The sequence below is a fragment of the Alteromonas sp. 4NS20-0143 genome, from assembly GCF_057542855.1.
Genome location: NZ_BAAJLR010000014.1, coordinates 38,081 through 62,228 on the forward strand (window position 1 = coordinate 38,081; position 24,148 = coordinate 62,228).

The 24,148-nt window shown below is 46.0% G+C and carries 21 protein-coding genes; 12 read left to right on the forward strand and 9 right to left on the reverse strand.

The window, feature by feature from the left end; all coding sequences use genetic code 11:
• Nucleotides 1-22: 22 nt before the first annotated feature.
• On the reverse strand, nt 23-2,314 hold the full coding sequence (gene ptsP, locus AC27HD_RS18325; protein WP_032095749.1) for a phosphoenolpyruvate--protein phosphotransferase: 2,292 nt from the start codon (nt 2,312-2,314) through the stop codon (nt 23-25).
• 60 nt (nt 2,315-2,374) lie between these two features.
• Nucleotides 2,375-2,917, reverse strand: coding sequence for an RNA pyrophosphohydrolase (gene rppH, locus AC27HD_RS18330; RefSeq protein WP_032095659.1), 543 nt, complete (start codon nt 2,915-2,917; stop codon nt 2,375-2,377).
• Between the two features lie 114 nt (nt 2,918-3,031).
• On the opposite strand from rppH, the gene mutH reads away from it, so the two are divergent.
• On the forward strand, nt 3,032-3,709 hold the full coding sequence (mutH, locus tag AC27HD_RS18335; protein ID WP_032095658.1) for a DNA mismatch repair endonuclease MutH: 678 nt from the start codon (nt 3,032-3,034) through the stop codon (nt 3,707-3,709).
• Nucleotides 3,710-3,769: 60 nt separating this feature from the next.
• On the opposite strand, the gene AC27HD_RS18340 is transcribed toward mutH, so the two are convergent.
• Together AC27HD_RS18340 and AC27HD_RS18345 are read right to left on the reverse strand one after the other, a co-directional pair.
• Nucleotides 3,770-4,855, reverse strand: a complete 1,086-nt coding sequence (locus AC27HD_RS18340) for a helix-turn-helix domain-containing protein (protein ID WP_487107701.1) — start codon at nt 4,853-4,855, stop codon at nt 3,770-3,772.
• A gap of 72 nt (nt 4,856-4,927) precedes the next feature.
• Nucleotides 4,928-6,433, reverse strand: a complete 1,506-nt coding sequence (locus AC27HD_RS18345) for a CYTH domain-containing protein (RefSeq protein WP_487107703.1) — start codon at nt 6,431-6,433, stop codon at nt 4,928-4,930.
• 293 nt (nt 6,434-6,726) lie between these two features.
• On the opposite strand from AC27HD_RS18345, the gene AC27HD_RS18350 reads away from it, so the two are divergent.
• On the forward strand, nt 6,727-7,329 hold the full coding sequence (locus AC27HD_RS18350; protein WP_032095655.1) for a TIGR04211 family SH3 domain-containing protein: 603 nt from the start codon (nt 6,727-6,729) through the stop codon (nt 7,327-7,329).
• 114 nt (nt 7,330-7,443) lie between these two features.
• Here AC27HD_RS18350 and putA read toward each other — a convergent pair whose 3' ends face one another.
• A complete protein-coding gene (gene putA / locus AC27HD_RS18355; RefSeq protein WP_487107705.1) occupies nt 7,444-11,241 on the reverse strand; it encodes a bifunctional proline dehydrogenase/L-glutamate gamma-semialdehyde dehydrogenase PutA in 3,798 nt (1,265 codons plus the stop codon).
• Between the two features lie 458 nt (nt 11,242-11,699).
• Between putA and AC27HD_RS18360 the strand changes: the two genes are divergently transcribed.
• The 10 genes from AC27HD_RS18360 (at nt 11,700) to rpoS (ending at nt 21,087) form a co-directional block, all read left to right on the forward strand.
• Complete coding sequence (locus AC27HD_RS18360) at nt 11,700-13,319, forward strand: methyl-accepting chemotaxis protein (RefSeq protein WP_032095653.1); 1,620 nt, start codon at nt 11,700-11,702, stop codon at nt 13,317-13,319.
• Nucleotides 13,320-13,461: 142 nt separating this feature from the next.
• Nucleotides 13,462-15,177: a TIGR03545 family protein gene (locus AC27HD_RS18365; RefSeq protein ID WP_487107707.1), complete on the forward strand. Its 1,716-nt coding sequence runs from the start codon at nt 13,462-13,464 to the stop codon at nt 15,175-15,177.
• A gap of 94 nt (nt 15,178-15,271) precedes the next feature.
• The gene (gene ftsB, locus AC27HD_RS18370; protein WP_032095651.1) at nt 15,272-15,562 is read left to right on the forward strand and encodes a cell division protein FtsB; all 291 of its coding nucleotides are present in this window, start codon (nt 15,272-15,274) and stop codon (nt 15,560-15,562) included.
• 5 nt (nt 15,563-15,567) lie between these two features.
• Nucleotides 15,568-16,314: a 2-C-methyl-D-erythritol 4-phosphate cytidylyltransferase gene (ispD, locus tag AC27HD_RS18375; protein ID WP_487107727.1), complete on the forward strand. Its 747-nt coding sequence runs from the start codon at nt 15,568-15,570 to the stop codon at nt 16,312-16,314.
• Entirely contained in the window at nt 16,305-16,778 is a 474-nt protein-coding gene (gene ispF, locus AC27HD_RS18380; protein ID WP_487107709.1) for a 2-C-methyl-D-erythritol 2,4-cyclodiphosphate synthase, read from the forward strand. The genes ispD and ispF overlap by 10 nt, the downstream gene beginning before the upstream one ends.
• The gene (gene truD / locus AC27HD_RS18385) at nt 16,775-17,845 is read left to right on the forward strand and encodes a tRNA pseudouridine(13) synthase TruD (protein ID WP_487107711.1); all 1,071 of its coding nucleotides are present in this window, start codon (nt 16,775-16,777) and stop codon (nt 17,843-17,845) included. Before ispF ends, truD begins: the two co-directional genes overlap by 4 nt.
• 93 nt (nt 17,846-17,938) lie before the next feature.
• Complete coding sequence (locus tag AC27HD_RS18390) at nt 17,939-18,574, forward strand: protein-L-isoaspartate(D-aspartate) O-methyltransferase (RefSeq protein WP_032095648.1); 636 nt, start codon at nt 17,939-17,941, stop codon at nt 18,572-18,574.
• Complete coding sequence (locus AC27HD_RS18395) at nt 18,571-19,149, forward strand: YqaA family protein (protein WP_163107549.1); 579 nt, start codon at nt 18,571-18,573, stop codon at nt 19,147-19,149. The genes AC27HD_RS18390 and AC27HD_RS18395 overlap by 4 nt, the downstream gene beginning before the upstream one ends.
• Before the next feature lies 1 nt (nt 19,150).
• Complete coding sequence (locus AC27HD_RS18400) at nt 19,151-20,017, forward strand: peptidoglycan DD-metalloendopeptidase family protein (RefSeq protein WP_487107713.1); 867 nt, start codon at nt 19,151-19,153, stop codon at nt 20,015-20,017.
• A gap of 77 nt (nt 20,018-20,094) precedes the next feature.
• The gene (rpoS, locus tag AC27HD_RS18405; protein ID WP_487107715.1) at nt 20,095-21,087 is read left to right on the forward strand and encodes an RNA polymerase sigma factor RpoS; all 993 of its coding nucleotides are present in this window, start codon (nt 20,095-20,097) and stop codon (nt 21,085-21,087) included.
• Between the two features lie 136 nt (nt 21,088-21,223).
• On the opposite strand, the gene folA is transcribed toward rpoS, so the two are convergent.
• From folA to rplU, 4 genes are all read right to left on the reverse strand, one after another.
• Nucleotides 21,224-21,733: a type 3 dihydrofolate reductase gene (gene folA / locus AC27HD_RS18410; RefSeq protein ID WP_235207791.1), complete on the reverse strand. Its 510-nt coding sequence runs from the start codon at nt 21,731-21,733 to the stop codon at nt 21,224-21,226.
• Between the two features lie 105 nt (nt 21,734-21,838).
• Nucleotides 21,839-23,008, reverse strand: coding sequence for an Obg family GTPase CgtA (cgtA, locus tag AC27HD_RS18415; RefSeq protein ID WP_032095644.1), 1,170 nt, complete (start codon nt 23,006-23,008; stop codon nt 21,839-21,841).
• Between the two features lie 248 nt (nt 23,009-23,256).
• Nucleotides 23,257-23,514, reverse strand: a complete 258-nt coding sequence (gene rpmA, locus AC27HD_RS18420) for a 50S ribosomal protein L27 (protein ID WP_032095643.1) — start codon at nt 23,512-23,514, stop codon at nt 23,257-23,259.
• Between the two features lie 15 nt (nt 23,515-23,529).
• Nucleotides 23,530-23,841 carry a 50S ribosomal protein L21 gene (gene rplU, locus AC27HD_RS18425; protein ID WP_032095642.1) on the reverse strand — a complete coding sequence of 104 codons (312 nt, stop codon included), beginning with the start codon at nt 23,839-23,841 and terminating at the stop codon, nt 23,530-23,532.
• Nucleotides 23,842-24,148 lie beyond the last annotated feature (307 nt).

A 24,148-nucleotide genomic window follows, 5' to 3' on the forward strand; every position in this document is an offset into this window, starting at 1 on the left:
GGTTTCAAAAACTAAAGGCCTGCTAGGCGCCCGCGCGAATGAGCCCAGCCAATTCTTTTGTTTCTAGGTATTCATTAATGTGCGTGAATACCTCTTGCTGCGAGGACGACGTTAACGCGAGAGAAAGCAGCTGCTTACACTCTGATAGCGTTACTTTTCGCAACAGCCAATTGATTTTACGTAAATTAAACCCGTTCATACTTAAACGGCGGTACCCCATTCCCATCAGCAATAAAGCACCTGCTGGCTCACCGGCAATTTCTCCACAAATAGTGACCGGCGTTTGACTGGCATTGGCTTTTTGCACTATGTCGTAAAGCGCACCAAGCACCGATGGATGATAGCTATTATACAGGCTTGCTACCCGTGTGTTATTTCTATCAACGGCCAACAGGTATTGGGTAAGGTCGTTACTTCCCACTGAGAAAAAGTCGACGTATTTAGCTAGCTGCGGCAACTGATAAAGTACCGACGGCACCTCTAACATAATGCCCAATTTAGGCCGACTGATCACGTTGTCAGTGCCTGAGGCTTCGTCAGATACCTCTAGAAACGCTTGGTTGATTAACCGCTTTGCTTCAACAACTTCCGATACCGTTGAGATCATGGGCAGCATAATTTGCAGGTTGTTAAGCCCAATATTAGCTCGCAGCATGGCACGTATTTGAACTAAGAAAATCTCTGGGTGATCAAGAGTAAGGCGAATGCCCCTCCAACCCAGAAACGGGTTTTCTTCGTTAATTGGAAAGTAAGGCAACGGCTTATCGCCGCCCACATCGAGAGTACGCATGGTAATGGGTAGCTCAGGCGCGGCTTCGAGTATTTGTCGGTATAAGGTAACTTGCTCTTGTTCTGACGGAAAACGCTCGCGAAGCATAAAAGGAATTTCAGTACGATAAAGCCCTACGCCCGCACCTATTTGCCCGGCATCAAGTTCAACCTCTGCAGATAACCCCGCATTAATATACAAAGACATTCTACAGCCATCGATACTTTCACACGGTTTATCGGCTTCAGCCTCAATTTTTTCTGTGATTGCTGACTCTTCTTCAATCAGCTGTATAAAGTCAGCTTTTACCTCGCGTGCTGGCGAAATAATGACTTCACCAGAGTAGCCATCGAGCAAGATTTCTTTGTCTTCAAGCAGCGCTGGCGATACGCTCTGACACCCCATTACCGCCGGGACGCCCATGGCTCTGGCTAAAATAGCGGCATGGGAATTATTCGAGCCGCGAACAGAAATAATGCCCTGTAATTTATCTCGAGGGCACTCGGCTAACATGGTAGCTGACACTTCGTCTGCCACTAAAATGCACGGCCCCGCAATGGCTTTTTCCGTTATTTTATGACCGTTTTGCTCTTGAAGAATGTTAACCAGAATTCGGTCTGACAAATCAATAATATCAATGGCCCGCTCCTGCATGTACGGGTCTTCCATCGCGCGAAAGCGAGCAGCATAATCTTCTACCACCATTTTCAGTGAAGAGGCGGCATCCCACCCTTGGCGTATTTTTTCTTCTACTTCGCGGCCAAGACTGTTGGCATCTAAAAGATGGTGATAAAGCTGGAATATTGATTTTACGTCTTCAGGTAGCCCATCATCTAAACGCTGAGAAAGCGTATCGACATGTCCACGGGTTACCTCAACACCTTTTCGATACAGGGCTATTTGCTCGGCCGGCGAGCGAGTTTGCTTAACTACCCAGTTTTTTAAGTTTATTGATTTGTCAGGCGAAAAGCCTGTGCCGATAGCAAGCCCGGGCGAGCCTGCTATACCGCGAACATTCTTTTGCTGAGCAATATTCCCCGCAGTATGGGATAAAGTGAGTGCGCCTCGAATATCTGCATTTGTGATTTCAAGAGCAAGCTGGGCCGCTAGCGTAACTAAGAATGCTTCTTCGTCTTCGCTGAAGCGTCGCAGGTCGGTTTGCTGGAGCGTAATAACGCCAAGCACTCGTCGCTGATTGGTAATTGGTGTGCCGAGAAACGCGTTGTAGTTGTCTTCTTTAACTTCAGGATAGTGCTTAAAGCGAGGGTGGTGCTGCGCATTAGCGATGTTAAGGGGTTCTTCGCGCTGCCCCACTAGGCCAATTAGGCCTTCGGTAAAACCAATGCGAACATTTTCAACCGCGTCTGGATGTAAACCATCAGTGGCTTTGAGAACGAAAACTTTCGCTTCGTTGTCGGCGAGATAGATAGAACAGGAGTCGACATTTAATGTCTGCTTCACCCTGGATGCAAGTCGAAACAACGCGGTATCAAGTGCAGGAATTTGATTCATTTCCTGCACGATACGCTTAAGCGTGGTTAGCATTGCACCTGAGTTACTAGGGGTATTCACCGGTTACTCCTGTTTGTTTACCCACGCCTTCGTTTATCCACGTCTTCGTTTCTTGCCGCGTTTAGTCGAGACGTTGCCCGGACGCTGGGGAGCACGCTGTTGTGCAGACATAACAACAGGAGAAAACTCCTTCATTACTCTGCGATATACATCACGCTTGAACGACACAACATTTCTTATGGGGTACCAATAACTTACCCACCTCCAGTCATCAAATTCTGGGTGACCAGTCTTTAATACGTTTACATCACGATCCTGACAATCGAGTTGCAGTAAAAACCATTTTTGTTTTTGTCCTATACAAACAGGATTACTACCTTGTCGAATTAATCGCTTTGGCAGCTTATATCTAAGCCAATTACGGGTAACACTTAAAATAGTCACGTCTTTAGACGTTAATCCTACTTCTTCGTGCAGCTCGCGGAACATGGCTTGCTCGGCAGTTTCCCCTTCATCAATTCCGCCTTGAGGGAACTGCCATGAATGTTGGCCATAACGTCTTGCCCAAAATATTTGACCCATTTTGTTGCAAATCACTATACCCACATTCGCACGGAATCCATCGGCATCTATCACATAGACTCCCGGGTACGCAATACTGGTAATATGTTTTCATTCTTCCACAAACTATGCTCCAATCATAGTGTTAATATTCAATGACTCAGCTCAACCAAGGAATTTCCGATAACAATGCTGCCTCCTAAGTCGCCGCCTAACACTCCCGACGAATTACTCACTCGATGTCAGGCTATAGCGGGTCTTACCTTAGGTGAACTTGCTCGTATGGCAAATGTCGCTATTCCAGCCAACCTGCAGCGCCATAAAGGCTGGCCAGGAATGCTGATAGAGAAATGGCTAGGGGCAAGTGCAGGCTCTAAGCCGCAGCAGGATTTCCCAGAGCTTGGCATTGAGCTAAAAACCATTCCCATTGATGCCGCCTTTGCGCCTCTTGAAACCACGTACGTGTGCTTTGCTCCTTTACTAATGCAGCCGGGCATCACCTGGGAAACCTGTAATGTGCGCAACAAATTGCAGCAAGTTTTGTGGCTTCCTATCGAAGGAGACAGACGAATCCCTCTTGCAGATAGACGGGTCGCCACGGGGTTTTATTGGCGACCTAGCGAAAAAGAAGACGAGATACTTAGGCAAGACTGGGAAGAGTTAACAGAAAAAATAGTCACCGGGCATGTGGAATCGATAACGTCAAAGCAAGGCACGGCACTGCATATACGCCCAAAGGCAGCGAATGGTAGCGTACTCACCGAGGCCAGAGGAGTAGAGGGAGAGAAAATTAAAACTCGACCGCGGGGGTTTTATTTACGCAAAACCTTCACTCACCACATTCTTGCTTCGGCGTTTGGGTACTAGAAGGCCAATTTACGCCGTTAATAGGACAGCGCCTACCGCGCCCCTTATTGTCCGCTGCCCTTATTGTCCGCTGCCGTTTTTGGTTAGATGTTTAACTAAGTAATCGCTTAAGAACTTTTCTGAATTCAAACCTAAGCGTTTCGCTACTGCTGCTACCTTGGTGTCGGTTCGCAATAACACCTTCTTGGCGTACTCTAAACGAAAATGGTAAATAAACCGTCTAAAGCTTTTTTTATCAGACACCCGTAATGCAATCGCAAGAGTCGTTGCATCTAACCCCGCCTCCGCACAAAAACGAGCGATAGTGAGCCGCCTAGCCTTATAGGCTTTGCTGTCGATAGTATGACGTTCAGCCTTAGAGATTATACTGCTCATTTCGTAAGGCGTTGCCTTTCCCTCGTCCAAACGCTCATGGTCGAACGGGGATGGCGACGTATTGCGAGCAAACAGTAACGACACCAATATCGATAGCAGTGCCGCTCCCAACATGAGATGGTAATAACTCTCCCACGCCGCAAGCTGAAAAAAGCCAAAGGTGGCTGCAGTTACCAGTAAAATACTCATGAAAGCAATGCCCACCGTAATGCCCATCACGCTGGCAAGACCTGTTACTTTAAATTCGCCAATATCCACCGCTTGCTCAGGTAGGTGTCGGTGGTAGGTTTGCATATGTTCAGTAATCAATATCCCAATTAACAACACGCTAAAGCCTGCTACTAATGGTGCCGCATACGCTGGCCATAACACTAACGGGTCGCCAATGGGTGATGCCATCAGCCAACTTTGTTTTTCTGTTGCGGGTATGAGTAATGCCGCTACCTGAAGTAGTGCAGTAATACCCGCAGGCAACCACAGCCGTTTTTTTGCAGAAGGTTGAAGGTACAGCATTGGCTTTATAGCTCGATAACAACACGTAATAGCAATAACGGCGAAAATATCAGACAAACCATACAGCACAGCAAGCTCGTTGAGCCCGCTTATCCTTATCCATTCATCGGTCATAAATAGCGGCCAGCACAATAGCGCTGCCAACAGCCATCCGGCGCCCTTATTTTGCCTTTGCTGGCGTAAAAATAAGCCCAGGCTTAGCAGGTAAATAACCAGCAGCAAAAGTACACAATAATCTTGAATCGAAAAAGTCATCATTATCACCTATCCGTGTGAATTAAAGAAAAAAAGATCTGTGGATTGCACACAGAGAGCTTACTAATGCACGCATTACCAATACACGTCTCGTTGCATTGCTACTTTTCGCGTACGCTCCATAATAATGATAAGCGTAGTCAGTTTCTGCGCCGTCCATTTACGCAACTCATCCTGAGACTCAACCTCGGCATCATCGATAGATTTATGTAACATTAATAAGGCGTTTAACTCGTCAATACCGGTGAGTAAATCTAGCCACGGTGCTCTGAAATTGCCCCGCTCTTCTACAAATAAGTCGCCAAGTAAGAAACCACTCCACAGGGTTTGACGAAGCATGACTTCCACCGCGGAATAATTGGCCGGCCCCATGGTTTTATTTAGCGGCATGCTTTGCTGAACAGTCTGCCACCCTTGAGATAACCACCCTTTAGCGTGATCTAGTACTCTATGGTCGTAACCGGTAGAGCGTCCCTGCCAAGGCTTTTGCTGCACCAAACGAATAGCTTCAATTTTAATATCGGTAGCATCGTTATCGAAGAAAAGTTGCTTTGGCTGATGGGCATGCATTAGGCCTGTTTTTCGCCCATGTAAATAACTCACAATGGCAGGATGTTTACTTAGGGTTTTGCTGAACAGACTTTTTTTAGATAGCAAGTAACGAAGGCTTTGCAGGTCGTCCTGCCAGCTCCATTGTTGCGCATAAGCAATAAGCTTTTTGTGCAAGGCTAGCAGTTCTGGGCATTGCAATATTGGCAAATACAGCGATACGCTTTGCAGTAATAAGTGAATGCTTTTCGCTACCTCAGCCAGCATCTTAATAGAGCCGCTTTCGCAAAACACATGTTCGTGATGTTGCCAATGTGATAGGGCTATTTGTACAGCAAGACAGAACGCGTCTTCGGTGGAAGTTGCATCTTCTAGCGCAAGAAAATCGGGTAATGGTCGAATTTTCGCATTGAAGCCATGCAGCAACTGATATCCCTGAGCGGCCTTAGACACATCGCTTAGCCTCACTTCCATATTACTGTTTATCAATAGCGCTAGCGTGAAAAGACTGTCCACATCACCATCGAGCAATTCCAACTCTATCTCATTAATGGGAGAGCTGTTTTTGTCAGTCATTGCCTCACCGCAATCGAGCACAACCTCTACCCTGCTGCCATCAACCTCAACTTCATAGGCATGGCGAGTGAAGTGCGTACTAAACTGGCGTGAAAGACTGGCATTCTTGCTAGCAACATCCCAGTTTTGCGGCCAAACCGAGGCATCAAACAGACTTAAATCTGGCTTCGGGTTTTGCAAGTCGACGTTATATTCCGAGCGGGTATGAAGCCCTCCACTCACTACGCCGTTAGTTTTTAGGGTTTGTTCGTAGCGACCGTTGTTTCCTCGCACGCGAAATCCCATTTTCTTTTGCTGAAAATCAAATTTCTCAGTGTCGTAGTAGTCGTTTTCCAATCGCATTTCTTTGTGCGAGATTACCGTGACCTGATGCTTGTCAAAAAGCGGGAGTACGCGCTCAGAAAACTGGTGGTGCGCATGTGCACCGGTTACAAATTTCAATTCTATTTCGGACATTGTTTTTTATCGGTCACTTTTTCGGTCATGTTATTTCAAGTTTGGCTTATTTTTGGAAATCTCTGGTTTCCATTATCAGTGGCTCTACTTTTAAAAAACCACGCTACATGGAAACGTTATGCGTTTGAAAATACAGGTATGCAGGTACATCTGAAGATACAACACCTTACCCTTGTCACTACTTTTTGGCAATATTTGCAGGCGGTATTCAACACTCAATGCATGAACAAACTTGCCTTTATGTCAGTCAACCAATACCATCTTTATGATTTAAACGAGCAATTGGACTTCATATGATTCGAAAGTGGTTAGCCGTAGCCCTCTTCACGTGTTCTTTTCAAGCCTTAGCGCTGCAAGACACCCCTGAATTGGAAGCATCATCATCTCACTACATCAAAGATGATTTGTTCATTTTTATGCATACGGGACCGAGCAGAAATTACCGTATTCTTGGCTCAATAGAGGCAGGGACACCAATAACGGTAGTATCAACAGATAGCGATGCTGAATTTACTGAAATTACCGACGACGATGGTCGCGAGGGATGGGTAGAAAGCAAGTTTGTATCAAATACAATGTCGCGAGCAGAAAAACTACCTATTATCAGCGAGCAATTGGCTGAGAACCAGGCTGAACTGCAAGCATCTCAATCGGACAATGCGCGCCTTCGCCAGCAGTTAAACGATGCTCGCCAGCAAATTTCTCAACTCTCTACAGAGAATGAAGCTCAGGCTAGTGAAATTGTTAACTTGGCCGACAAGGTAGAAAGTGCCAACAAAGATGAGTTGGTCATGTGGTTCACGCGAGGCGGCTTTGTTGCTGGTGGCGGTATTTTATTAGGCGTACTACTCACCTACTTCCCCAAGCGAAAACGTCGCAGTAGTGAATGGATGTAGTTATCTATGCGGACCGGTATTATCTGATATCACGCTTTATGACATAAAAAAGCCAGCTTACGCTGGCTTTTTTGTCTCTTTAGTATGTGCACATAACATGCTGTAGATTAATGATTACTCGTCATCTTCTACCATTGTCATTAACGATGTATTACCACCTGACGCTGTAGTATCGATACTAATAGCTTTTTCCGTTACCAAGCGCTGAATAAGGTTATCGTTATACTCCGCACTGATTACCGGCAAGATTGCCCCTTCTCTTGAAGAGAGCATTGCAGTGATACGAGCTGTACGCTCTGTGCTTGAGTCAACAACCACACCCGATAAGTCTTCGTCCATCAGTAGCGTGTCTAAGTGTGCAAGACGTGCCACCTGGAAAAGCCCTTTAGGCGCGCCAGTGGCTTCAAACTTGTTCTGAATCTCTACGGCTTCTTCATAGAAGATTTTAGACACTACTGACACAACAGGGTTACCTGTTGATAATGCCGTAACGATAGACAGTAACCAGTACTCAAAGGTCACTTCTTTATCGGCGAAACAGACAAGAATTCCGCGCGGCTCCAGGTATAGTCTATTCGACTCGCCCGTTGGCCCCGGTAACTCCTGCGGCTTAGCTAACTTGCGTTCGATGCTGGTTAACTGTTGACGTGCTGTTGCTAACGTTCTGTTCAAATCGTCAGCTAAGTCATCAACAATATCTACTTTAGCAATTTTGGCTAACAGCTGGCGAACCATAGAAATACGGTCGTTTAGTGCAGTATGACGCCACTGAATTTCCACCGCTTTCGCTTTGTCCATCATCACGTGAGCACGCTCTGCAATTTGCTCATCGCCCACAAGAGCTTCATCGGTACCGTCAACATCGTCGATATGCGATGGTTTAGGTGTTGCACGCTCCATAAGTAGACGGGGCAAATAGTTTGGTCCACCTGCTTTTGGACCCGTACCTGACAGACCGCGACCACCGAAAGGCTGTACGCCAACAATGGCTCCAATCATATTGCGGTTAATATAAACGTTACCCGCACGGCTCTTCGCAGCAAGTTCATGGGCACGCTCTTCAATACGCGAGTGAATACCCATGGTGAGTCCGTAGCCAGTGCCGTTGATTTGCTCTAGTACGTTATCTAAGTTTTTAGACTTGAAGCGCACCATATGTACCACAGGGCCAAATACTTCTTTTTCAAGCACGTCGATATTATCAATTTCGTAAAGCGTTGGCGCGAAATACGTTCCGTTTTCAACTCCTGCTGGAATGTCGTTACGATGCAATATTTTAGCTTTGCCTTCCATATATGACGCGTGATCGGTAAGACTCTTCAGCGCTTTTTCATCAATAACTGGGCCTACGTCGGTAGACAGCTGAGTTGGCTCACCAACGGTAAGCTCTTTCATAGCGCCCACTAACATTTCAGTTAGCTCATCAGCAATATCTTCTTGTACAAATAACACTCGAAGTGCTGAACAGCGTTGACCCGCACTCTGGAAGCCCGAATGAATAACGTCATCAACCACTTGCTCTGGCAGTGCAGTTGAATCCACAATCATGCAGTTCTGACCGCCGGTTTCGGCAATCAGCGGCACCTGCTCACCACCACGTTCGGCAAGCATTTGCGAAATTAATGTACCGGTCTGAGTAGACCCAGTAAACATCACCGCTTTCACTCGCTCATCAGGAAGCAGGGTGTCACCCACTTCTTTTCCTGGCGAGATGATAAGCTTAAGAGCGTCTTCCGGTAGACCTACAGAGTGCATGATATCTACAGCACGCTTAGCAACCATACTGGTTTGCTCGGCCGGCTTAGCAATAACCGTGTTACCGGTTACCAGTGCAGCAGCAACTTGGCCTAAGAAGATGGCCAGAGGGAAGTTCCACGGGCTAATACACAGTACAACACCACGAGGCACTAAACGCTGATCTTCGGCAAGCTCTCTGCCTCTTACCGCGTAATAGCGACAAAAATCTACCGCTTCTCGCACTTCATCAATGCTGTCTTGGGCAACCTTACCCGCTTCGCGCATACAAATAGCGATGAGTTCCGCCATATGACGCTCTAAGGCATCGGCAGTTCTATCTAGTATTTCTGCACGCTCGCTAACGTCTTTTTTCGACCATGCGTCAAACCCAGCGTTGGTGGCATCAAGGGCTTTAACCATATCGTCAGACTTAGCGTAATAGTGATAGCCCACAATATCGCTTTTATCTGCTGGGCTTACTACCGCTGTTGCGCCCTCGGGTACACCATCAGTTACCTTATAGTAATCTTGCCAGCGCTCTAGCTCATGCTTAAGTGCCGTTACTGCGTTAGTGTCGGTTAAATCCAAACCGCGCGAGTTGTCGCGCTCTGGGGCGTATAGACCACGAGGCGTTTTGATGAGTTTGTTGTAGCGCACTTTTAATCGCTGTGTTTTTTCAACCGGGTCTTCTAACAGCGTTTCCACCGGTTTTTCATCGTCGACAATTGCATTTACAAAGGATGAATTAGCGCCGTTTTCTAGAAGTCTGCGCACTAGGTATGCCAACAAGTCTTCATGTTCACCGACTGGAGCGTAAACACGGCACTGTATTTTATCTTCTTTCACAACTTGGTCGTACAAGGTATCGCCCATGCCGTGAAGACACTGGAATTCAAACCCTTCTTTGTCGTCCCCTGCCAGTTCTATAATCACAGACGCAGTGTAGGCGTTGTGCGTTGCAAACTGAGGGTACAAGGTTTCGCGATACTCTAGTAGGCGGTTGGCACAGGCATGATAAGACACGTCTGTTGATGACTTACGTGTAAACACAGGGAACTCTTCTAAGCCCGCCTGCTGTGTCATTTTAATTTCTGTGTCCCAGTACGCGCCTTTTACTAAGCGCACCATTAATGGACGGCCCACTTCAAGGGTAAGCTCTCGCAAATGCTCAATAACGTGAATTGCGCGCTTTTGATAAGCCTGTACGGCTAAGCCAAACCCTGTCCAGCCGTTTAAATCTTCATCGCGGAAGACGGCTTCAATGATATCCAGAGACAGTTCTAGGCGGTCTGCTTCTTCAGCATCCACTGTAAGGCCAATATCGTGTTCTTTTGCCATTAAACACAATGCTTTCAAGCGCGGAGGAATTTCTTCCATTGCACGTTCGCGGTGAGAAAATTCAAAGCGAGGGTGAATAGCAGATAACTTAACTGAAATGCCAGGTGAACGTTTCGGGCCTCTGCCCTTTGCGGCTTTTCCGATGACTTTTATTGCCTTGACATACGCGTCGTAATAGCCGTCTGAATCGCCCATTGTGCGGGCTGCTTCGCCAAGCATGTCGTATGAATATACGTAGCCTTTCGTTTCTTTCTCTTTCGCTCTTTCTACTGCATCTTCAATGGTTTCGCCCATAACAAACTGACGACCCATTACGCGCATCGCAATGTTCATTGCGCGACGAATTACCGGCTCGCCTAAACGGCCCAGCGTTTTCTTCAATAAGCCGAATTGTTCGGTCTTACGCTTATCTGCGTAGTTCACCATATTACCTGTGAACAATAATCCCCATGCAGATGCGTTAACAAATAGAGAATCTGAGTTCCCTAAATGCGGTGTCCACTGCCCTTTGGACAGTTTGTCACGAATAAGCTCATCTTGTGTGTCTCTATCTGGCACACGCAATAGCGCTTCGGCCAAACACATTAACACCACACCTTCTGAGGTGGAGAGCGAATATTCGTTTAACAGTGCGTCTACACCGCCGTGCCCCTGCTGTTCGCGGCGGATTTGTAGCACCATCTTTCTTGCTCGTTCCCACGCCCTACTTCTCGCGCGAGGATTAACCTCTGCAATAGGTAGTATTTGGTCGACTGCTACCGACTCGCTGATGCGGTAGTAGTCTCTGATACGCTGGCGTAGTGGCGAAGTTGTATGGAGTGTATCGTTTATGAGCATTGCAACCCTTTCGTAGAAATAGCTGTAACAAGAAAAGCGTTTCCGCCGTAAAATATCACCTACGGTTACATGGAAAACGCGAGAAAACAAGTGAAGTCGATACTTCACTTTTTAGCCTATATGGTGTTTAAACTTCACACTGTGCGATGAAGATCAAGGTGACAACCAATTTCGGCGGATAATAGCACATAAAAAAGCGGCACAACGCCCTGTTTACGCTAACTTTAATACAAACTATCGCAGCATATTTGCCACTCAACGTCTTAGCTCAAAAAGACCCACCATTAACGTTTCAGTTTCAATTTAATTACAAATATTAATAGTCTCAAAAAAAGCGACTACACTTATTTATCAGGTGTTAAACACACCGGATAACACAATCATCGCAAGGCAGACGGGACGCCGTGAATACTGTGATAGCAAACGCCAAAAAATAACGTAGAAATGGTATAGGTATTATGTGGTTAAGAAACTTTAGTTTATTTCAGCGGCTTGGAATGATCGTTGCCCTTATTGCACTTTTATTCATTGTTTTAACCGGCATTATTTTAACGAAGCATTACGATGCCCTAAAACAAAAATCCTACGATGAGAATAAGCACTTGGTTGAAGTTGTGCACACCATGCTTAATACCTTTGCCGCAATGGAAACCGATGAGACGGTAGCCAAAGAAAAAGCCCTCGCTGCGGTGAAAGGGCTAAGGTATGACGGCGGCAATTACTTTTGGATCCAAGACTCCACGCCCACCATGGTGATGCACCCGTTAAAACCACAATTAGACGGACGAGACCTTCGCACTTTTAAAGACGGTAACGGCAAAGCATTTTTTGTTGATATGGCTAACAGTGTAAAAGCACAAGGCGATGGTTTTGTCGATTACGTTTGGCCTCTCCCTGGTGAAGATGCGCCCACAGAAAAGATTTCGTATGTGAAGGAATTCAAGCCTTGGGGCTGGACGATTGGGTCAGGTATTTACCTCACACACTTAAATGAAGAATACGCCCATATGCGAAACCTCATGATCGTGTTTTGTATGGTAAGCGTGATTTTGGTGGTGGCCTTGGTGTACATCATAGGCGGTAGCATTGCCAAACCGGTGCAGGAAATTACCGAACGTATGAAAGACATCTCTCAAGGCGAGGGAGATTTAACCCGCATGCTGCCTGAGAGTGGTCAAGACGAGGTCACGCGCCTTGCTCGTTATTTTAATCAGTACACCGATAAAATGCGCCAGTCGCTAATTGGAATTCGCGACAATATTTCACTGCTTAATGAGCAAGCTGAGCTCGTGCAAAACTCCAGTGATAGCAGTAATCAACAAGCCCAAACGCAAAACGAAAATATGATGCAAGTGGCTGCTGCTATGGAAGAAATGACTACCCAAATTAACGATGTAAGCTCAAACACAGACTCCGCTGAAAAAAGCACGAGTAGCGCTAGAAGTAATGTGCAGCACGGCGCCTCGGTGGTGGAAAGTACTGTTGATGATATTCGCTCCCTCACCGCCGATATCGAAAGTGTGTCGACTGTAGTGACTGAACTTGCAGCCCAAACCGAGAACATTGGTGCTGTGCTTGATGTTATTAGAGGCATCGCTGATCAAACCAACTTATTGGCACTTAACGCTGCGATTGAAGCGGCTAGAGCCGGCGAACAAGGCAGAGGCTTTGCTGTTGTGGCCGATGAAGTTCGTACACTAGCAAGCAGAACGGGGCAAAGTACCGATGAAATTCAAACCATGATTGAGAAATTGCAGCACCATGCGAAAAGTGCGGTAAACGCCGTAACGGTCAGTCAGTCGGCATCATCAAAAACCGTAGAAAGGGCCACACAAGCCAATCAAAGTCTAAAAGAAGCAGACCGATTAATGACGGATATTGCAGATATGAGTAGTGAGATTGCCCGCGCTACCGAACAACAAGCCGAAGCAGCAAACGAAGCGAACATGCGAATAAACGCGTTATCGGGGGCTGCGGACAGTAGTCTTCGCACAGCCGACGAACTGGCGGCATCGAGCCAATCTTTACGTGCCAGCTGTTTGGCAATAATGGAAATAGCCAACCGATTTAAACTGTAATTTTTGCTTTTCGATAACGTAAAGCCTACCTAAATCGCACAGTTGATATGAGCACTTATATATGGAAGTGTGATAGGTAGTGCTTTACACTAACTGAACGAAGCTTTTTCTTCGTCAGCGTAGTGTTATCAAGGAGTGGAATATGAGTAGCAGTAGCAAGGGCAAATCAGTATTGAAATGGATTGCTGTTTTTTTTGTGGTTATTATTGCGGTGTACTTTTTGTTCGCCAACACCATTATAAAAGCAGTATTAGAATCAAAACTTGGTGAATCTTATGGTGCCGAGGTGAATATCGACAGCTTCGATCATTCGCTATTTCCAACCACTGTTTCTCTTAAAGGTATCGCCCTTACCAATCCTACTAAGCCCGCCCGCAATCAAGTATTCGTAGGCGACGCCAATGCCGATGTTGAGCTAGCCCCTTTGCTAAGCGACCAAGTCATTGTTAACAACCTCAATTTACTCAATGTTCAATTTGACACTGAACGTGCTTCCCCTGGTGAAGTATATCGCGTTCCTGAGCGCTCTCTGTCATTTGATGAAATGAAAGCAAAAGCACAAGATGCAGTGCCGTCGGTAGATGAACTTCTTGAGCGCAACCCATTAAAAACAGCTGCAGCTGTGGAAAATGCTCGGGCCGCTTACGACACCTACGGTGAAGCATTAAAGAATGATTACGCGTCGTTGCCTGACAAATCGCGAATTGATTACTACAAAACCCAAATCGCTCAGCTACAAGAAACCGACTACAAAGATCCACAGGCCCTTGTTCAAGCAAAGTCAGCTTTCGACAAATTGAAGGCAGAAATGCAGGCAGATCGGGCTCTTATTTCCGACTTTACCGAAAAAGCCTCGAAAGCGAAAAGCGTCCTTAGCGAAACCGCTAGCGCACTAAAAAATGCACCGCAAGAAGATTATGCCTTACTGAAAGGGGTGATTGCAGGCGACCAAGAAGCATTGTCTCAAGTTACCTACTTTGTATTTGGTGATAAAGCCGCTGAGTACACCGAGTACTTAATGGCTGCCATGCAAATTGTTATGCCGCTTATTCAAGGTGAAGAAAAAAGCGAAGCGCCCGCGGATATTCCATCCATATTGGTAAAAGAAGCGAATGTATCGGTACTGTGGCAAGAAGAATCCATTACAAGTAAATGGAATAACATTACCAACGTACACGATGTGTTCGGTAACCCAACCACCTTTACTATTGAGGCCGCTGGCGAGTTATTGAAATCATTTACCTCAAGCGGTGAGTTTTACATTGATGGTGAGGGTGTAGACGCGAGTCAACAATGGTCTCTTGCCGGCGTAAACATGGCCAACATACCGCTGTCTGGCAATGAGTCGCTTTCTGCAGTGCTAACTTCAGCATTAATGAAGACCGCGGGTTCCATGCAAATTACAGATAACAGGCTGACTGGTTCAGGAACCGTTGATTTACAACAACTTGTTATGCAAGCAACTGGCGAGAGCGACACCACAAAGGTTATCGCCAAGGCTCTGCAATCGCTGTCTAGTCTTAACATGGACATGTTTCTTGAGGGCACATTGTCAAATCCAGACTTTAAAATTAAATCTGACTTAGACAATCAACTCGCTAACATGGCCCTATCTGAGCTTACCGCGTCACAGCAAGATAAGTTGGATGAGTTAAATCAAAAGCTCAACGCCATGATAGGCAATGAACAGTCGCTGATAAGCGGCGAGCTGGGCGATGTAAGCAGCATGCTTAGCGCTGCTCAAGGTGATAGCGCGGCGATAGAAGAACTTCTTAAGTCTAAGTTGAACAACGTTGTTGAGCAGCAAAAAAACAAATTATTCGACAAATTAAAAGGCAAATTTGGGCAAGATGAGTAAAGCGTCTTTGACTCGACGCTGCTAAGCGGCATAATAAGAAAACGCAGGCGAAGACCTGCGTTTTCTTGCGCTCAATTAACTGTCAGGTGAACGTGTGTTAAAAGGTAAATGGCTTCCCATCGTGCTGTTATTATTTTTTGGACTTCTGCAGTACCGACTTTGGTTCGGTAAAAACAGTATTCCTGATTATTACAGTCGCAAGGCGGAAGTTAAAACACAGGCTCTTCAAAATGCTAACCTCTCTCAACGAAATGCACTGTTAAACGCTGATATTAACGATTTAAAGATTGGCTTAGAAGCAATAGAAGAGCGCGCCAGAAATGAGCTTGGCCTAATTAAACAGGGAGAAACCTTTTACCGAATTCTGCCTGCAGACACGAAATGAATAGAATGACAAAGCCCCGTGTTATCGCGGTTATTCCCGCTGCGGGCGTTGGCAGCAGAATGCAAGCCGACCGCCCAAAACAGTACCTTACCATTGCGGGCAAAACCATATTAGAGCACACCCTTGATGCATTATTAGCTCACTGTGACATTGACCGCGTTGTACTTGCTGTTAGCCCTGATGACACTTACCTTCCTACACTTAAACTAACCAGCAATGAGCGGGTGAGTGTTGTGCAAGGCGGCAAGGAACGAGCAGACAGCGTGCTAAACGGCATTAAAGCATTACACGATGATGAGTGGGCACTTGTTCACGATGCAGCCCGTCCCTGTGTGACACAAGACGATATTTCTGCGCTGCTTAATGTGATAAACGACAGTACCGTGACTGGCGGCATACTTGCTACGCCGGTGCGAGATACAATGAAAAGAGCAGTTTCAAATCAGGAATGCTCCACTAGCCCTGCTAACTCTTCACTTAGCGTGGTGTCTCACACTGAAAGCAGAGCCAATTTGTGGCATGCTTTAACACCACAGCTATTTCCAGCACCCCTTCTGCTTAACGCATTGAAAAAAGGTTTATCCGACGGCGTTGAGATTACAGACGAGGCTTCGGCCATGGAGTATGCGGGATACAAAGTGGGTATGGTCAATGGCAGCCCGGCAAATATTAAGATAACGCACCCGGCTGACCTACCATTAGCAGAATTCTATCTACATCAAAAATTAAAGGCACCTTTTGCATGCGAATAGGACACGGATTTGACGTACACAAATTTGGTGGCGAAGGCCCCATCACCATTGGTGGCGTTAGTATAGAGCACACTCAGGGGCTAGTTGCACATTCCGACGGAGACGTATTACTCCACGCGCTGTGCGATGCCATATTGGGCGCTGCCGCACTTGGCGATATTGGAAAGCACTTTCCAGATACCGATGATGACTATGCTGGGGCAGACAGCAGAGTGCTGCTGAGACACGTTGTAAGTGTAGCGCGAGATAAAGGCTATCTGGTGTCTAATGCCGACATGACCATTGTTGCGCAAACGCCAAAGATGGCACCACACATTGATGAAATGCGTGCACTGATTGCAGAAGACTGTAATGTTGATATTGACGATATTAACGTTAAGGCCACCACCACAGAAAAGCTTGGATATACAGGCAGAAAAGAAGGGATTGCATCACACGCCGTGGTGTTATTAAAAAAAGCATGAAACCATTAGATACCGAACACTGGCAGTATTATTTTGCCAAACCCGTCTCTACCGGCATTTTTAAGTTTCAGGCAGATGATTTTCAAGTCGTTGAAGATTTAGGCTACGAGCCATGCGGTGAGGGCGAACATCAGTTCATCTTTATCGAAAAGACTAACATCAATACTGCTTTTGTTGCTGAGCAACTGGCCAAGTTTGTCGAGCTACCGCTTAGACAAATAAGCTACGCAGGTCGCAAAGACAAATACGCCGTCACGCAGCAGTGGTTTGGCATACACGCACCGGGTGTAGAAGATTTTGATTTTAGCGATTGGGATCTGGAAGGGGTAAGAGTGATAAAGCAGTCTCGACACAATAAGAAGCTGCGTACGGGCCAATTAAAGGGCAATCACTTTACCATTACTCTTAGACAAGTAGTGCACCCTGAAGCCATTACAGAGCGTCTCGAAGAAATTGCAACACATGGCGTACCTAACTATTACGGTGAGCAGCGTTTTGGCGTCATGCGCTTAAACGACATGGGTGAAGTACAGCGCGGCGGCAACTTGGTGATGGCCGAACGCATGATTAACGGCGAAACCATACGTCATAGAAACAAGCGCTCTATGGCGTTGTCTGCACTTCGCAGCTGGCTATTTAATGAAGTGCTTTCTCAGCGACTAGAGCATAATGTGTTTGATACTGCCCTTGCTGGTGACGCGCTTGTTTTATCAGGCTCGAATAGCTTTTTTATCAACCGTGACGATAGAGAACAAAGCCAATCTCGTTACGTTGCAAAGGATGTATGCCCCTCAGCCCCACTATGGGGTAAAGGCAAACTTGCCACTGAAGAGGATGCAGCAAATATTGAAAATACCGTAGCGGCAGCTCACCCAGAAGTAACCGATTTTCTAAGCGAATGTGGGTTTGAACAAGAAAGACGTGCCATCAAAATTTGGCCTTCAGACTTAACATGGCAGAGTAAAGGCGATTCGTTTACTATTTCATTCGGTTTGCCTAGCGGGTGTTTTGCAACATCGGTTTTGCGTGAATGTGTAGAAACGCTGTCTCCTATTAATCGAGTATAAAATAAGCGTTTGCCCCTGTCGCGATGCGACCATTGTGTGATGCATCATCACTCGCGTGGCGAAAACTAACAATATAGGAAAGTACGCAACATCATGAGAGCTTCTAGAAAAGGAGACGCATTAGCACAGCTGCTTTATAACGAAGGAATACGTTCACAAGCTGTGTTAAATGCTATTGCTGGCACGCCGAGGGAAGCGTTTCTTCCAGACGCATTGCAACATAAAGCATATCAAAACACGGCCCTTCCCATCGGTCAGGGGCAAACCATTTCGCAGCCTTACATTGTAGCGAAAATGACCGAGCTTCTGTTAGAAAGCCCTAACAAGCCAGAACGGGTTCTGGAAATTGGCACTGGTTCGGGCTATCAAACCGCGATTTTGGCACAGCTTTTTAATCACGTGTTTAGCGTGGAGCGCATCAAGTCTTTGCAGTTTCATGCCAAGCGTCGCATGAACCAACTCGACCTGCACAACATCGCTATGAAACATGGCGACGGCTGGAAAGGTTGGGAATCTAAGGGTTTGTACGATGCCATTATTGTTACTGCGGCTGCCGCTAGCCTACCTCAGTCATTGTGTGATCAACTGAAAGAAGGCGGCAGGCTAATTATACCTGTTGGAAACGAACAGCAATCGCTTCTTTGTATCGACCGCGTTGATGGTGAACTGCAAACCACCACAATAGAATCTGTCCGATTTGTACCCTTGGTTGCAGGAGACCTAATGTGAAAATTTTTGAGCCATGCTACGACATGGCCTTGCGATGGGCTAAACACAAGCACGCATCAAAATACCTCGGTGGCCTAAGTTTTTCTGAATCTGTGTTCTTTCCTATACCTCCTGACGTTATGCTTGCGCCCATGGCAATGTCGCAACCTCATAAAGCATGGCGATTTGCCCTTATTACCACCATCGCTTCAATTATTGGCGGAATAGCGGGTTACTGGCTGGGATACTTTGCCTTTGAAGCTTGGTTGGCACCGCTTATCGAAAAGTGGGGTTATACACACAAAATAGACACCGCTACTGGATGGTTTGAAACCTACGGTGTATGGATAGTGTTCTTAGCTGGCTTTTCACCTATCCCCTATAAAATCTTTACTGTTAGTGCAGGCTTCCTGCAGATGGCATTTTTACCTTTTGTCCTTGCTTCCGCGGTTGGGCGAGGCGCACGCTTTTTCTTAGTCGCAGGGCTGATGCGATGGGGAGGCGCCCCAATGGAACAAAAACTGAGGCAGTATGTTGAATTTCTTGGCTGGGCAGTCGTTGTTATCGCCGTTATTGCGTATTTAATTTTGCGATAGAATGAAAGCCACCTTTTTCCGCCACCTATTTATTTACAGTTTATTAACATTAATCATTGGGTGTGCGGGGAGATCTGCTCCCGCCCCCGTAGTATTGCTCAATAGCCAGGTAGAAAGTGGTAGTGAAGAGTATACCGCTAGCACGTATGAAGTGCGGCCAGGAGACACCCTCTTTGCCGTAGCTTGGTTTACTGGAAACGACTACCAGGATATTGCAAAATTCAACAATATTTCAAAGCCTTACACCATATTCCCGGGTCAAAAATTACGACTAACAGCGCCAGTTAACAAACCCTCAACCACCAAGCGATCCAATGTTACGACCACTCGGTCTACAGATCCGACCTCTCCTCCTATAGCCAAAAGAGTGATTGACCAGTCGAAACCGCAGGCGTATGTTGAACGTGAACAGGATGTTAAAGCACAAAAAAACACGAACGTCAAGAAGTCGACAGGCATTGTCAAAAAAGCAGCGCCAAAGACATTTCCAGACAAAGTGGAAAAGTGGATTTGGCCAGCAGAAGGTAAGCTTGTCGGTACTTTCAGTAAGGCGGAGTCTGGAAACAAAGGAATTGATGTAGCTGGCAAACGAGGTAGTAAGGTCGTCGCGGCTGCAAGCGGTAAAGTCGTCTACTCGGGTAACGCACTTAGAGGGTACGGTAGGTTAATTATAATAAAGCATACCGACACATTTCTAAGCGCATACGCATACAACGAGACCATTTTGGTAAAAGAGCGAGAATGGGTGTATGCTGGTCAAAAAATAGCCACAATGGGTAGTAGCGGCACTGATTCGGTAAAACTTCATTTTGAAGTTAGGTATCGCGGGAAGTCTTTAAACCCATTGAGATACCTGCCAAAAAAATAAAATAAAAAAAATAAATAATAATAATAAGAGACAAAGGAGAAACGTCATAAGGTAAACCTTTAAGCAGGAGATTCACCATGGGTAAGTCAAATAAAGCCTTAGAATCAAAATCTCAAGATGACTTAAACGTCATTGATGTACCAGAAGAAGTTAAAGAAGATGAAACAGTATCAAACGATACTGACGCTGAAAGTAATGACACCGTTTTTAACAAAAGCGAGCAACCGAAAAATTTAGACGCTACACAACTGTATTTAGGTGAAATAGGTTTCTCACCACTGCTTACCGCAGAGGAAGAAGTATACTTTGCCCGCCGTTCACTGAAAGGCTGTGAAGCCTCCCGCAAACGAATGATTGTCAGTAATCTTCGCCTAGTGGTTAAAATTGCACGAAGATATAACAACCGCGGTCTTGCCCTTCTCGATCTTATTGAAGAAGGTAACTTAGGCCTAATCCGCGCTGTCGAAAAATTTGATCCCGAACGAGGTTTTCGATTCTCCACGTACGCTACGTGGTGGATAAGACAAACTATCGAACGCGCTATTATGAATCAGACGCGAACTATTCGCCTCCCCATCCATGTTGTTAAAGAGTTAAATGTTTATCTACGGGCATCAAGAGAACTCTCGCAGAAACTTGACCATGAGCCAACCGCAGAAGAAATAGCGCTGGCACTAGACAAGCCTGTTGAAGACGTGACTAAAATGCTGCGTTTGAACGAGCGAATTACATCGGTAGACACCCCCATTGGCGGTGAAAGTGATAAAGCGCTTCTTGATATTATTGCTGATGAAAAAGAGTTCAGCCCTGAAGAGACACTTCAGGATAACGATATTAAAGGCAACATTGTTACCTGGCTTGAAGAGCTAAATCCGAAGCAACGAGAAGTACTTGCACGACGCTTTGGCCTATTAGGCTACGAGCCCTCGACATTAGAGGATGTTGGTGCCGAAATAGGGCTTACACGAGAGCGTGTACGTCAGATACAAGTAGAAGCATTACGTAGATTGCGTGACATGCTTAGCCATCAAGGGCTGTCTCTTGAGAGCTTATTTGATCAAATGAAATAAACACAAGCTAGTACTCAATTGGGAGCTAGCACGAAAAAATAAGATGATAGTAAAATGCCGAGCTCATTTTGAAATGAACTCGGCATTTTTGTTTTATAGCGGCGAACTCACTCGGAATTTGCCCCCCAATGACAAACTACTTAATGTCACGCTGAAAGGTAACAAAGGTATAAGCGTGCTTATTCTTTTCATCGCTCTTGTGTGACTCTCTTTGTGTTTCTATCCAGCTTCCTTTAGCGTGAAAGTCAGGGAACTGAGTGTCACCGCTTACCTGTAAGTCGATAAAAGTTAAATACAGCGTGGTGGCTTCAGGTAAAAATGCATCATATATAGTTCCCCCCCCGATAATCATAACCTCATCGATATTATCGGCAGACTGCGCTTCTGCAGCTTCTAAGGCTTCAGCTTGGGTGTGCACCACTGTGGCGTCTGCCAGCGTATATTCTTTGTTGCTGGTCATTACAATATTCGGTCTGCCAGGTAACGCGCGCCCTATAGACTCATAAGTTTTTCTGCCCATGATGACCGCCTTGCCCAAGGTTACAGACTTAAAATGCTTTAAATCTGCAGGCAAATGCCACGGCATGTCGTTATCAGCGCCGATAATACGGTTCTCTGCCATTGCGGCAATCATTGCTATTTTCATCAATATCTCACTACAAGCATACGGTTACTAAATGATATGTACAAAAAAGCACGACAATCATCGTGCTTTTGCGCTTTCAACTATAAGGGCGTGTTGACCTTCGTATTAACGACGGTATTCCACGTCTACATCGTAATCGTCTTCGTCCCAGTCTTCATCGTCGTCTAAGTCATCGACCAAATCATCATGGGCTTCAAGGGTATTACGGTGATACGTATCCCACTTAAACTCGACGTCTTTCTTGTCACCTTCTTCCTCAACTTCGGCAGGAAGGGTTTCAATAAAGTTCATCACATCCCTACATAACGGATCGAGGTTAAGCTTTTGGAACGCTGATATTTGATATACCGGGCCTTCCCACTCTAGCGAGTCTACCACCTTCTGACAAATTTCAGCGGCTTCTTCCTCAAGTAGCAAGTCGACCTTATTAAACACTAGCCAGCGCGGCTTGTTGGCTAATTTAGGGCTGTATTTTTCTAGCTCTTGAACAATAGCTCGGGCATTTTCTGCAGGGTCAGTTTCATCAACCGGGAATATATCTACCACGTGCAATAAAATGCGGCAGCGTTCTAAGTGCTTTAAGAACTGAATACCTAAACCAGCACCTTCCGCAGCGCCTTCTATTAGACCGGGAATGTCTGCAACAACGAAGCTGCGCTGAGCGTCTTGACGAACCACACCAAGGTTAGGCACCAAGGTGGTAAACGGGTAATCGGCTACTTTTGGTTTAGCCGCAGACACTGAGCGAATAAACGTGGATTTGCCCGCATTTGGCATGCCTAATAAACCTACGTCTGCAAGCAGCATAAGCTCTAGCTTTAGGTTGCGAATTTCACCAGGTGTACCGTTTGTTTTATGGCGTGGTGCACGGTTAGTACTGCTTTTAAAGCGCGCGTTACCAAGACCGTGAAAACCGCCCTGGGCCACCTTAAGCTGCTGACCATGACGGGTAAGATCACCAAGCATTTCACCAGTGTCTACATCGGTAGCGCGCGTTCCTACTGGAACACTTACATTGAGATCTTGGCCTTTTCTCCCGATACAATCGGAACCTTGACCGTTTTTGCCGCGCTCGGCACGATGAAATCGCTCGAAACGATAGTCGATCAATGTATTTAGGTTTTCATCAGCAACTAAGAAAACGCTGCCGCCGTCACCACCGTCGCCACCATCTGGTCCGCCTTTAGGTACGTATTTTTCCCTTCTAAAGCCAATTACGCCGTTTCCGCCATCTCCGGCTTCAACACGAATTTCAGCTTCATCTACAAATTTCATTTATCACTCCGGGCAATGTTGCCTTGGGTTATTGCTTAACACTAAGAACCCTAAGTTTACACTACAATACGCACTTTCGCGTAGTAGCAAACTCAAGGATATAAAAACAAATGTCGCCTGTATATTGAATGTAAATACCGCTATATGCACATAGGCAAAAGGGACTGCACCAATATCAGGTCTCATAAAACAAAAAACCCCGCAAACGCGGGGTTTTTGAAAGCTTTCTTGGCTAGTTAGCGTAATGCTTACTCGCCGATGATGCTTACAAACTTACGGTTCTTCGGTCCTTTAACATCGAACTGAACTTTACCGTCTTTAAGTGCAAACAACGTGTGGTCTTTACCGATACCCATGTTGTCACCAGCGTGGAAACGAGTACCACGTTGACGAACAATGATGTTACCAGCAAGAACAGATTCACCACCAAAGCGCTTAACACCTAGGCGTTTACTCTCTGAATCACGACCGTTTTTGGTACTACCACCAGCTTTTTTGTGTGCCATGTGTTCGTGCTCCTCTTATGCGTTGATACCAGTGATTTTCACTTCCGTGAACCACTGACGGTGACCAGCTTGCTTGCGAGAGTGCTTACGACGACGGAACTTAACGATAGTTACTTTATCGCCACGACCGTGTGTTACCACCTCTGCAGTCACCTTACCACCAGCAACGTTTGGTGTGCCGATTTTTACGTCGTCACCGTTGCTTACCATTAAAACTTTGTCAAATTCAACCGTTTCGCCTGGGGCTACTTCGATTTTTTCAAGACGAACGGTTTGGCCTTCGGCCACACGGTGTTGTTTACCGCCACTTTGGAAAACCGCGTACATAGTTAACTCCGCTCTGCGTCCACTGACGCTTCAATTCAAAAAACAGGGCGCAAATTCTACGTGAAACATCTGTAAATCACAAGCCCGATTCGTAGAAAAAATGATTATTTTTCCAACATGGGTTGGATTATGCCTCAATTGCCCATTTGATGCAGCTTACAATCACATAAATATGGATAAAAAATGAAAAAAATATGACATGGCGCTGTTTTTAAACCGAGTTTTATCGCAAATTTGCCACCTGAAGGCTCTGGCGATCAATTTAGCTTCGTTAGTTTTTGCTTCTACGATCGCGCTAAGACAGCAC